At 56.3% G+C, this 11,450-nt stretch carries 14 protein-coding genes; 7 read left to right on the top strand and 7 right to left on the bottom strand.

Annotated elements, in window-relative coordinates:
• The first annotated feature begins 201 nt into the window (after window positions 1-201).
• Window positions 202-351, top strand: coding sequence for a hypothetical protein (locus VEI50_00005; protein ID HXX73493.1), 150 nt, complete (start codon window positions 202-204; stop codon window positions 349-351).
• Window positions 352-676: 325 nt separating this feature from the next.
• Here VEI50_00005 and VEI50_00010 read toward each other — a convergent pair whose 3' ends face one another.
• From VEI50_00010 to VEI50_00020, 3 genes are all read right to left on the bottom strand, one after another.
• Window positions 677-1,684 (bottom strand): DUF2950 domain-containing protein, encoded by a 1,008-nt coding sequence (locus VEI50_00010; protein HXX73494.1) that lies wholly within the window; start codon window positions 1,682-1,684, stop codon window positions 677-679.
• Complete coding sequence (locus tag VEI50_00015) at window positions 1,608-2,897, bottom strand: DUF3300 domain-containing protein (GenBank protein ID HXX73495.1); 1,290 nt, start codon at window positions 2,895-2,897, stop codon at window positions 1,608-1,610. Before VEI50_00015 ends, VEI50_00010 begins: the two co-directional genes overlap by 77 nt.
• 104 nt (window positions 2,898-3,001) lie before the next feature.
• Window positions 3,002-3,340, bottom strand: coding sequence for a hypothetical protein (locus VEI50_00020; protein ID HXX73496.1), 339 nt, complete (start codon window positions 3,338-3,340; stop codon window positions 3,002-3,004).
• Window positions 3,341-3,671: 331 nt separating this feature from the next.
• Here VEI50_00020 and VEI50_00025 point away from each other — a divergent pair, with 331 nt between their 5' ends.
• The 4 genes from VEI50_00025 (at window position 3,672) to VEI50_00040 (ending at window position 5,389) form a co-directional block, all read left to right on the top strand.
• Window positions 3,672-4,235 (top strand): hypothetical protein, encoded by a 564-nt coding sequence (locus VEI50_00025; protein ID HXX73497.1) that lies wholly within the window; start codon window positions 3,672-3,674, stop codon window positions 4,233-4,235.
• Window positions 4,236-4,505: 270 nt separating this feature from the next.
• Window positions 4,506-4,757: a hypothetical protein gene (locus VEI50_00030; GenBank protein ID HXX73498.1), complete on the top strand. Its 252-nt coding sequence runs from the start codon at window positions 4,506-4,508 to the stop codon at window positions 4,755-4,757.
• Window positions 4,754-5,119: a response regulator gene (locus VEI50_00035; GenBank protein HXX73499.1), complete on the top strand. Its 366-nt coding sequence runs from the start codon at window positions 4,754-4,756 to the stop codon at window positions 5,117-5,119. The genes VEI50_00030 and VEI50_00035 overlap by 4 nt, the downstream gene beginning before the upstream one ends.
• 45 nt (window positions 5,120-5,164) lie before the next feature.
• Entirely contained in the window at window positions 5,165-5,389 is a 225-nt protein-coding gene (locus VEI50_00040; GenBank protein ID HXX73500.1) for a hypothetical protein, read from the top strand.
• A gap of 199 nt (window positions 5,390-5,588) precedes the next feature.
• Here the strand turns inward: VEI50_00040 and VEI50_00045 are convergent, their stop codons facing one another.
• The 4 genes from VEI50_00045 to VEI50_00060 form a co-directional block, all read right to left on the bottom strand.
• Window positions 5,589-6,818, bottom strand: coding sequence for a BACON domain-containing carbohydrate-binding protein (locus tag VEI50_00045; GenBank protein ID HXX73501.1), 1,230 nt, complete (start codon window positions 6,816-6,818; stop codon window positions 5,589-5,591).
• Between the two features lie 488 nt (window positions 6,819-7,306).
• Window positions 7,307-7,843, bottom strand: a complete 537-nt coding sequence (locus VEI50_00050; GenBank protein HXX73502.1) for a hypothetical protein — start codon at window positions 7,841-7,843, stop codon at window positions 7,307-7,309.
• A 117-nt stretch (window positions 7,844-7,960) separates the two neighbouring features.
• Complete coding sequence (locus VEI50_00055) at window positions 7,961-8,941, bottom strand: hypothetical protein (protein ID HXX73503.1); 981 nt, start codon at window positions 8,939-8,941, stop codon at window positions 7,961-7,963.
• Between the two features lie 232 nt (window positions 8,942-9,173).
• Window positions 9,174-9,422, bottom strand: a complete 249-nt coding sequence (locus VEI50_00060; protein HXX73504.1) for a hypothetical protein — start codon at window positions 9,420-9,422, stop codon at window positions 9,174-9,176.
• A gap of 886 nt (window positions 9,423-10,308) precedes the next feature.
• Between VEI50_00060 and VEI50_00065 the strand changes: the two genes are divergently transcribed.
• Both VEI50_00065 and VEI50_00070 read left to right on the top strand, forming a co-directional pair.
• A complete protein-coding gene (locus VEI50_00065; protein HXX73505.1) occupies window positions 10,309-10,512 on the top strand; it encodes a hypothetical protein in 204 nt (67 codons plus the stop codon).
• A 195-nt stretch (window positions 10,513-10,707) separates the two neighbouring features.
• Window positions 10,708-11,124: a hypothetical protein gene (locus tag VEI50_00070; GenBank protein HXX73506.1), complete on the top strand. Its 417-nt coding sequence runs from the start codon at window positions 10,708-10,710 to the stop codon at window positions 11,122-11,124.
• Window positions 11,125-11,450: the final 326 nt, after the last annotated feature.

The following is an 11,450-nucleotide window of genomic DNA, read 5'->3' on the forward strand; positions in this document are numbered from 1 at the left end:
CGGCAGATGGCGCTGGTTTGTCCTGTCCTGGTAGCAGCGTGGTAGCAGAGTCAGATGACGAGGACGGTTAATGGTTGCTTCTTTGTATGACCTAGCCCCGTTGTAGTTGTACGAGTTTCAACATGAGTCAGGCAGATTGCGTGGCGAGTCAGCGGGCCCGACCCCGCCACAAGATCTGGACCGTTTATGGGAGCGAGGTCAATGATTCAAGAACGGGTCAAAGCCGTCATCAAGCGAGTGCGGAACAAAGGCCGGCGATGGGGAAGGCGGACCATCGAGGAAGCAGATCCAGCTAGTAGACGAATCCGAAACCTACAGGATCAAGGATTGGGAATGGTTGCGGTCGGCTAGTCCGTGGGTGTGTCGAGCCGGAGGGTCTGGCGGCTCCTCAGAACTGCCGCTCCCTCAAATGGCTCCCCTGCTATCGTGTTGGCTGCTGAGTCTGCCCGCATCGGCTGCTAAGAGAAACAAATATCACGACAAGGTGTCTTCGGTAAGGGACAACTTGCGTCAGTTCAGTCAAACGATGATCCGCGGTCTGAGCTAGCCTGAGTAGCATTGCCATGTGGCGCCGTGTCCCTCCAATACTTCAGGATAAGAACCTCACCTAGATCACGAGGCCTCGAAAACGATCGGTATGCTGTCTACGAAGTAAGTGGAGTGAGGCTCTCGTTCTCTACGGACCGCGTCTCCAACTCGGGTCGGGATCGAATTCAGTCATCTCAGCCGCCAGCGCCGCTGTATTTTGACCGAGATCTTTTTGGTAGACCACTCCGTCTTGGTTAACCATGAAGCTCACGACACCGGACAGTCCGTAGCGGGCCGGATAGGCGAGGACTGCAACCCCCCCGAGCAGTTTGCCGTTGGCCCGATAGTCGTATGCTCCCCCCGGCGCATTCTTGCCCTGCTTGCCGAGGATTCGATACAGATAGCCATGAAAGGGTGTCAAATCGGATGTGACAGACCCATCGTTTCCTGCGGCTGCGAGCAAGGGCCCGACCGGACTCAAGGGCTCGCCTTCGCGGGTCTCCCAATACAGGCCATCCCGCTTGCCGGGCGAGCTGACAAATCTCGAGGCGAATCCCGGAACGCCGTCGCCATCCGCATCTTGCGTCGCATACTCCCGCTCGGCATCGACGATCGCCAGGCACACCTGGATGGCGGCGAGCTCATTGCGGCCGATGTGCCGGTGCAGGATCTCTTCTGCGGCATGGTGCGTATCGAACCGCCATCCTTTTTCCGATTTCACCAGCGCGATTGGCATCGGCCACTTGTCGCGGCCGACGATCAAGATCGCACGCGTATTATTCTCTTCGAACACCACTTTGTTGGCGTCCACGTACGCTTTGAGAAACTGTTTGCGCCATTGTGTATCTGCCGCCGCATCGCCCGAGTCGAACAGCTCCAGACCGTCGGCGCCTAAGAGTGTTTGCAATACAGATGGATCGTTCAACTTGATGGTGTCCACGAAAGCCTGCATCCCCTCCTCAGCGGAGGAAAACGTCGTCTGCACGAAGAATTCGCTCGAGGCCGCGGACGGCATCGCCAACAACAGGACAATCAGAATCGCAAACGACAATTGTCCGAAATGAAGAGAGAGTCGCATATCACCTGCCGTGATGGCCTCCGCCTCCATGATGGAACCCCCCGCCGCCACCGCCCCCGCCACGGTGAAAACTGGCATTGCCGCGTGCCCCGAAGTTGGACGCAGATCCTCCGTGGCCGACGCCCTCGAAGGCATGCGGTCGCAGTTCGCCGCCGCGAAACCCGGATGGGATGGGCATCGGCGGACGGCCCTCTGCACCGCTGTTGCGCGCGTTGCCACGATTTCCGAAACTCTCGCGGCTTCCGGGAAAGGCCGGGGAGGGATAGTGTCCGCGGAAATCCTGTCGGACTGGAGGTGATGCAGTCGCGCGCCCATACTGCTGACTCAACGCGGCTTCCCGGTAGGGCACGCCTCGGCGGTGGACAGGGTCGTGTGTCCAGGCTCTGATGGCGGTATTGCGATAATAGAAGTTGTTGACGGTCACCACATTGACCTGTCGATGCGCCCAGTCGAAAGCTCCGAAGAAGAAACCGGCTCCCACCGTGACGCCCGGTCCCCACACATACCCGATACCCAGCCGGGGACCCACGAAGTAGCCGGGCCAGGGTCGCCAGAACACCGGTGGATAAGCTGGCCACCACCAGGGGCCATAGATGACCGTGGGATCATAGTAAGGGACATAGACCACCTGCGGGTCCGGCGAGATAATCGAAATGTTCTGCCCCTCCTGGTCGATACGAACCTGGTCGGTCGATTGGAGGGTGCCGTTGGCTGACGCGCGCTGACGCAGGTTCTGAACGGTGTCCATGACTTCTTGCTGCTGCGACAGGAATGCATCGCCGAGCCGTTCCGTCCAGTCCAGTTTCTCATCCATCATCGCCAGAACGTTTGGGAATGCCACGAGTGACTTCACGCTGGGCTCCCAATTGTATTGGTCGGTCGCTTTCACCGCTTGGTCGCCCTGAAGCGTCGGGTGCGCTTTGCCCCACCGAGCTGCCTCGACAATTTCCAGAGGATAGGTCGAGGCCATCAAAATCTGTGAGAGCAGCGAGTCGGGATACAAGGCAATCGGCGCCAGCATCTGATCGAGTTCTTGCTGCGTGAACTGCACTTTGTCTTTGGTCCCTCGCTCCGGCGTGGTGAATTCCATTGATGTGCGTTGCTTCGCCATCGGGGGCGCCGCATCGGGGTTATAGATGCTGTCATACTCACTGCAATCGTCGGACTCCTTCGGTGTGGTGGTCCAGAAATCTCCATGGGGACTGTGGCAACGCCAGACGTAGGCTGAGACGGGGCTTGCCCACAGGAACAGCAGATGAAGGGAAAGCACGACGGCAACTAGGTGAGACATGCTGTCTCCTGCTTTTCATTTGTGCAGCATGCTGTATCCATGTCTTTACTACTATACGACATGAAGTGCTTTCGTCATAGTTTTGCGTGAGAGTTGTGCCTCGCTCAACATAACTGTTCGATATCTTCATCGACTCGCAGAGCATCGACACCACCACGCCGGCCGGCAAAGCGCTCTTCGGGTTGATGGGGGTCTTTGCGGAGTTCGAACGGTCGATGATTCAGAAGCGGGTCAAAGCCGGCATCACACGTGTGTGAGCGAGGGGCAAGCGGCGAGGACGGCGGAAGATCGAGGAGACCGATCCCACAGTCTTTAGCCCGGTGCTTGAACGCCGACGGCAAGGTCTCGGAATGGTTGCGATCGGCAAGCGCATCGGACTGAGTTCGAGAACCGTATGGCGGGTTTTGCGCGGGGTCACCATAGCATCGAACGTCGTCTGACACAGTCCTAACGCGGCCCTCCAGGCACCGACCAGGTTAGGCTAGAATGAGAACATGTCTTGGGCTATGCTCGTCGAAGAATGGACACACCAACATTCTTCGTCCTCTTCCTTATCTCTCCGCACTCTCTCGCACAGTTCCTGACTAGCCTCGCCTACTTTTCTCTCGCTGGATAGGTCCCTCTGCCTGTAAGAAGTGATGGTCTTCTAACAACCTCATCTCGTTATGGTGTCGAGATGCTCTGTGATTCCCTTGTCCAGGAGCACGCCACTTTCTAGGTCAGTGTTATACTGTTTCTAAGGTTGACGCAGACTGTCAGTGGTCGGAGGTCAATATGTTGGGAACCACAACTGGGTGGAAGCAGATCACCGCGGTGGTCGTCGGGAGCCTGTTCGTGACACTCACCATCAGTGCCTGCGAGAGTACTCCGACGTGGGTCAAGACCGGTACCTATACAGGCCAGGATACCAAGGCCTTCTATGGGATCGGAGAAGTGATGGGCGTCCACAATGAACCCCTTGCCTGGGATGCAGCAGGGAATCGGGCACGGGCGCAGATCGTAAAGGTGCTCTCCACGTATACGGCTTATTTGATGCGAGACTATGCCGCATCCACGACCGCGGGAGATTTTAAAAAGACCACCGATGAGCAACACATCGAAGAAGCGACGAAAACATTTGCAGCAGCCACATTGAATGGGGTTCGGCCCGTAGACCGGTATAAGGACGAAAAGAAAGGCATCTACTATGTGGTCGTCAAAATGGATCTTGAGGATGTGAAAAATATGCTCACGCAGTCGAAAGAACTGAACAGTCAGATGCGAGACTATGTCCGCCAGAATGCCGACCGCGCTTTTGAACGACTCGAAAAGGAAGAGCAGAAGCGCGAAGCGCCATAATGGAAACCGAGCCTATGCGATTGACCGGCCCCCCGGTGGTGGTACCACCCTTAATGTGAGTCAGGCAGATCGGTGGGCGGCCGGAACCCACCAAAGATTTGGACCCATTATAGGGGGCAAGATCAGCAGTCTGAACAGCACCTACCCTGTGGGATCCACGCACAATTCCCCCCATTCGACGTACCTCTTCTTGGTCTGGCATCCGCCCGTGGATTCGGTACCCTTAGAGCAAAGGCGTTGGATCTCGCCTTTCTATCAAGGAGAGCGACTATGACCTGTACACGTTGCCAGAGCCCCATGCGAGAGCACCACTTTTATGACCTCGAAACGCGACACGGCTTCATGTGGATGAAAGGCTGGCGATGCCTGATGTGTGGGTTTGCGGCCGATCCCATTCGGGAAGCGAACCGCCGGCTGGGCCGAGTGGCTCAGGCGGTGAGAGCCGTCACGGGTGACCCGAGCAGGACCATGTTGTCGGTGCTCTGGGAGTATGGAGCTCTCACCAGACGAGGTTTTTCGTGAAGCCCAAAATTCTGATCATCGATGATGATCTCGATAGTTGGACCCTGCTGAGCACGGCCCTCAAGGCCCATAACTATTATCCCGTCTGGGCTGCCGATGGAATGCACGCCATCAGTGCGGCCCGCCAACAGCAACCGGAGGCCATCCTCCTCGACCTGGGGTTGCCCGGTGGGGATGGGTTTTACGTCCTGGAACGATTGAAAAGCAACACAACGCTGAGCGCCATTCCTGTGATCGTGGTCACGGTTCGTGATCGGAAGGAAGCCGAGGAGAGAGCGCAGGGGCTGGGCGCGGCCGGCTATATACAAAAACCCGTCAACGTTGAGGAGTTGATCACGAGCCTTCAGCAGGCACTGGCCTAACAGGGTTGCGTTCCCCATAACTCAAGGGACGTGGGACGGAGAGCGATGGCTGCCTTTCGTATGCGGAAGACTCAGCGATTTAAGGAGTCGGTTCCCGTGCTCTATCATGGAGAGCAGACCGCGGGTGAAGGGATGCTCACGGATCTCTCGTTAGCTGAGGGGGCAGTGAAAGGGAACGAGCCCGTATTGGTCGGAATGAGGGTGCGGCTGCGGATTTTTGTTCGGGGAGGTCCGGAGCCGCTGCTGCTCGATCGAGCCATGGTGAAATGAGTGAAGGGCTTGGAATTCGGCGTCGAGTTTGAGCAGTTGCAGAGAGCTTCCAGGCAAGGCTGAACCGCGTGATCGCCTCGCTCGTTGATCGCCATCATCGCACCACACCACGAAGTCGACCAATCCCCGCGTCGTAATGGACGAGGCCGTCTAGGCGTCGCGTCAACACGGTATCCAAAACGCGAGGCCACTTTCTTACTTAAAAAATGCTCTTGCTGACCTCGTTGGAATGCACACTTTCATTTCCTGCCTGGTCGTAATCAGTAACCACCCAGAAGTACGTGGTGCCGACTGCCAAGCCCGTCGCGGTATAGCTTGTACCATTGCCTTGGAGTGTTGCGATTGGCGGCCCATAGACCCCCGATGTGGTTGACTGATAGACCTTGTACCCCGCTACGCCACCACTCGTGCTGGCATTCCACGTCAATGTCGCCGATGACATTCCCGGAGTATTGAGTCTCAGCGTCACGGGAATCGTTTGAGGCGTATTTGCAGCCCCTGTTGCGGCGATCGTAATGGTGGCAGTCGACGAACCAGCACCAAGACCCGCCGTATTCACGGATACGGTCACTGGACTCGTTCCGGTGGTCGTTGCGCCAGAGGCAGGGGTGAGTGCGAGCCAATTTGCATTGTCTGTAATGGACCAACTCAAAGTGCCGGTTCCAGGATTCGTAATATTCAATAGTTGGGTAGCCGGATTTGCAGCCCCCTGAGTGGCGGTAAATGAAAATGTTGTCGGACTGGCACCAATGGATGGCGGGACAGCGGCGGCCGTCACGGTCAACGACACAGGGACGGTGACGGGCGCGGCGCCGGTCGCACTGAGAGTGACGGTGCTGCTATAGCTGCCCGCGGCCAACGTACCTGGTGTCGCACTCACTGCGACGGTGCCATTGCCTGTCCCTGAGGCGGGACTGAGGGTGAGCCAGGCCGCGCTATCGCTGGCATTCCAGCTCAAGGTGCCGCTCCCCGTGTTGCTAATGCTCAGGGTTTGAGTTACGGGATTGCCGCTTCCTTGTTGGGCTGTAAAGGAGAGGCTTGCCGGGCTGGCACTGATGGCTGGCGGGAGCGAGGCTGCCGTCACCGTCAACGTTACGGGAACTGCGATGTGCCCTCCAGTGGCCGTGGTGATTTTCACGGTTGCGGCATAAGTGCCCGTGGCCAATCCCGCCGCGTTAACACTCACCGAGAGTTGCGTTGAACGCCCGATCATTCCCATCGTCGGTGAGACGCTTACCCAATTTGCGCTGTCGTGGCTGCTCCAGAGGACCATGTGGCTACTAGATTTGAAGACGCTCACGACTTGGCTTGACGGATTCGCGCCACCCTGTGTGGCTTGAAAACTCAACGCCGACGGGCTGATCTCTAGCGCCCACGCATCAAGTAGGAGGGACAAGCTGAGGCCGAGGACCATGCTTGTGTACAACAACGCGTCACAGAATCTCCAAGGCCAAAAAGAAACATGTCGTTTGAGCGCATTCATGTGTTCCTCTGCATTCGCAAAGCACACCGGTATCGCCCGCCGAACCCGAAGAGTTCGAAGGTAGTGTGACTGAGGATCGTTCCCGCGGGTCAGGGGCTCGTCAGAGCATGGTGTGTGCCACACCGGTGGGAATGAAGAACTGATTGAATTCGCAGGATCCTAATGTAGCAGCACCGGCAAATAGCGCAGTGAGCAAGCCTTTTCAGGCTTTGAAGTGTAGGCTGGACGCGACAAGGCATTACACTACACTCAGAGAGATTGGAACTTTTTAGGCTGTTTACTATTGACCTGCCCCCTGTAGTTGTACCGTCTACAATGTGAGTCAAGCAGGTCGCGTGGCAGGCTCAACCCTCAAAGCAGGTTTGGACAAGTTGAAAGGGCAGGCCAGGAAAGGGATGACGCAGAGTCCGGCACTTAACGCGACGCGAAATGGGTCATGCACTCATCTTTCCCCGAAACTCAGGATTGCGGCGTTCTTCTCTTGTCCTAGAAGGCTGCGATAAGTACCACACATAGAGCAACGACAGGACTACAAAGTTGGGAACGAGAATGGTTGGGGTCATCCATTGCCAGCCGTTGAACCTCCAATCGAAGATCGGCCACAGGACTGGCGTCGGGAAGAACGCATGCGAATGTGTTGGTACGTCTACCAACACATGCAGACCCCAAGCCGCGAGTTCCCAGACGGGTCGTTTCAGGAAGAACCAAATCAGAAGAAATACGATCAGGAATACCGTGAGGCTATGAGTGACGGTGTACAGATGGTGCACATAGGAAGGGATTGAAGATTCCGGCGGTGTTCCGTGACTGAAATCGGGCATGTCTTCAAGACCAACCATGGCTGCCGTCCACAGAACCCCGAATGACAAGAGATCGGGAGCCAGGCCGATTACAAAGGCAAGCCAAAAACTCGATCGGTTTTTTCGACCGAAGGTGATCGCGCCCCAGAGGCCATGGGAAATGATATCCATAGGCTCTGACCTGTCCCCTCCTGTAGTTTTGTAGCACTTTCAATGTGGGTCAGGCAGACCGCGTGGCGGGCCCGACCCTCACAGCGGATTCGTACCCGTTTACGAGGGCGAGGTCACTCAGTGAGAGCGGTGAGGTCGGATCACGATCAGTTTGTCACTTCCAGATTCGGCCCCCCACACTTCGCCCGGTCTCCCGAGCAGTTGCCGAACATTCGCCCCAGGACTAGGGAGTGGGAAAATCTCAAAAGCTTCAGTCCCCGCATCGAACCGCACCAACGCATTGGCCCCGAAGTCGCTGAGCCAAACCGTGTTCTGCTCGTCCACATACACCGCATACGCGCCGGGATTCTTGCCTGGCAACCGCCATTCTTTCCAGGTGTTGGTAGTCGCGTCGTATCGCGCCACCTGACCCGCATTCCATTCGCTCACCCAAACGGATCCCTTCGAATCTGCCCAAACCCGGCGGGCTCCCTGGTGTGAGGTCGGTGGATCGATGACGGTCGCAGTTCCGTTTTCCAGATCCACGCGCGCTATATAACTCCCCGCGAGCGAGGCGTAATACACCATCCCCTCAGGTGTTGTGGCGATACCATACGGACCGACTCCACGGGGTGCATCGAACACCTGCACGTGGCCGACCTTCGGATCCAAACGACCATAGATGCCACTCTGTCCTGTAAACCAGAGGATTCCGCGTCGATCGAAGGTGGCGGTATTGAGGTTGGCTCCTTGACGGTCTTTTGGCAGTGGAAAGACGTGCACGTCGTTGGTCTTCTGGTCCACTCGCACGATGGCATTGAGTCCACCGTCGGTGATCCATGGCGCCCCGTCAGGTCCCACAATCACACCATGAGGACGCGATCCCTGTCCAAGCTTGAGATGGCTTGTTTTTCCCGTCGTTGGGTCAAGCCTGCCTAATTCACCTGTGTGCTGCGCGGTGTACCAGACGGTGCCATCAGGAGATGGAGCAACATCGTGCGGGTGCGAACCAACCGGCACCGGGTATTCTTGCAGAGAAGCCGTCTGCCCTAAGACAAAAGGTATGTCCATTGGCAAGAGAAGCATCGCCAGGCTGCACAATAATAGAGTACGTCTCATGTCGCTTCACCTCCTTGCTGCTCTTAGTCGAACAAGTACCATACAGAGGGACGCGAAGGAGTGTAGGATAGAAGATGGGAACGGCGATTAGGCCACGCCGTGTTGCTAAAACCAGTTCTGCACTCGTCTCCAGCTATACTGCGTCTGTTTGCTTCTATAGCTTGACCGATCGTCCGCGAAGACCGCACGTGGGGTGACCTTCCTCTGGTACTTGTACCACGTTCAATGTGAATCACGCAGATTGCTTTACGGGCCCGACCCTACCAGAGATTCTGGGGCCGTCAAAGGAGGCGAAGTCAGATGGAACAGATCGACTCATAAAGGTATAGGTGTGTAAGCACTTCTCTAGGCTCCTAGCTAGACCGTCAACGATGTCCATCGCCTCCACCCCCTCCGCTTGCTCCACCATGACCGCTTCCTCCTCCTCCGCCGTGGCCCCCTCCACTGCCTCCGCTATGACCGCCTCCTCCGCCTCCAGCATGACTGCCCCAACCGCTCCCCATATGACCTGCCGCACGGCCACCGTATCCCAGACCCCTCGGTGATGCCGAGCGAAAACCTGAACTACCCCTCGGCCCAGTATACGGGACACCATAGAAGCCTGGAATGTACCCAACAGAAGAACCCGGAACGTATCCCAAGGAATTATCTCCTGCGGCTTGCAAGTAAGGCTGCTCGACATTTGATCCATTATAGGGATCACCGCTGCTGTAGGGTGACGCAGTCGGAACATCGACGCCTCACTGGCTGTCAACAACAGAAGGAGGATAGGGACTTCCCAACCGGAGCTGGGGAGAATAATGATAATAATTTAACTGGGTCTTGGGCGTGTATGACTCGCACCCGCTACTCTCTCGGAACCGATCTGTATACAAAGGGGTCCCGCCTGGCTCAAAGCACAACCACATCGAAGCTTGGGATAGATCCTCTTTAGCCTGAGCACTGTCAGCACTGAAGAGCGTCAGGGCGAGACTGAGGAGTATTCCGAGTGCGGCGGCATACATACGCTCACCTCCCAGATGGATTACGGTTAGTAATCCTTACTCCTTTCACGTAGTCGCCCATATACGACAGAAGGTTACAGGGTCAAGGAGGGCGAGGGGCTACGACGGAGTGCCTTGGTCGTCTTCATGACCTAGTAAGGGAGTCCCAGGGACCGTTTTGAAAAACCTAAAAGAGTCTCATAGTCATTGTGGGCACGGGTGAAAATTGAACCGTGATCTAGGGACTTCCCCAGGTGACTAGATTGGAAGCTGGACTAGGCTCAGAAAGGAGACTGAAGGGAGCGAATTGTGGTACCAAGGTTACACACGCAACGAGTCTCTGAGTGGTGGAGTGAGGCTCTGGTCAGAGCAAGGGAGGCGCGTATGCTGCAACAAGCATTTCTTGGCGATCAGATTCTCGACGTGGTGAGAGCGAATCCTGGCTGTACCCTGGATGAGTTGATCCTGAGCTTGCCGGGAGTGAGTTGGTCCGACGTGTTTCTCGAAGTTGATCGCATGAGTCGGTCAGGCCAGTTGCAGCTCACCCAAAATAGTGCAGGAAGGGTGACCACACTTCGTACCGCCTGAATTTCATGGAACCTTTGAAGTCCATACTGTGGAGGCCGGTCTGTCATTGTCACATGACTCGCAGAATGGAACCGGGTGGAGGCTCTGGCAGTGGGTCCTCCCTTGCTGACCAGACACGTTCTCTTCCCCTCCTGGGAGAGGTCTCCACCCCTATTCCTTACTTTTTATCCTCAAGAGAAAAAGGAGGTCCCTATCATGCGGCACTCACTTATGGGTCTCATACTCGGTCTCTTGATCCCACTCGCTCCGGGTCCGACTTTCGCGCAATCGGGGACCACCATGCAGTTCAGCGGGACCACGTACTACAACTTCAACGGGATCACTGGGACCGGGCAGCAATTTGGTAACACGGAGTATTACAACTTCAGTAATGGGCAGTCGGCAACCCGGCAGCATTTTGGAAACATGGATTACTATTCCTCTCCCTCACCCGGGTTAAGCGGGACCGTGCAGACCTCTGGCAATCAAGCATATGGTAACTGGAATGATGGGACCTGCTCCACGCAGCAATGCTTCGGGAATACCGAGTACGACACGTTCCAGCGGGGCAACCAGACCATCCGTTGTACCTCTCAGCAATTCGGTAACCAGACGTTTACGAACTGCCAATGAGGGGAGTGTTCCTCATCCATGCTAGAAGGTTCAATCCTCAGACATCGTTTGAGCCGTTGCGGTAGGACCTAAATAACTCTTCCCTCCGTACGCGTTCATCGAACTCTGGTTTGTGACAAGTCAAGTGCCAGGGGGATAGCCTTGGGAACCACCCACTCTGCACACAGGGTACTCACATGGGACCCCATGTTGGTGGCACTGGAAAAAAATGGGTGGCTGTCAGGACTGGTCGAGTGGTTGATTTTCTGGACACCATGATTAATTGAGAAGTGAAGGAGGTGTTGCTCGCTGAGTCAAGGCCAGCCGCCTTTTGAAAGTGTCACTCG

The organism is Nitrospiraceae bacterium, from assembly GCA_035623075.1.
In the GTDB taxonomy this organism is placed as follows: domain Bacteria; phylum Nitrospirota; class Nitrospiria; order Nitrospirales; family Nitrospiraceae; genus DASPUC01.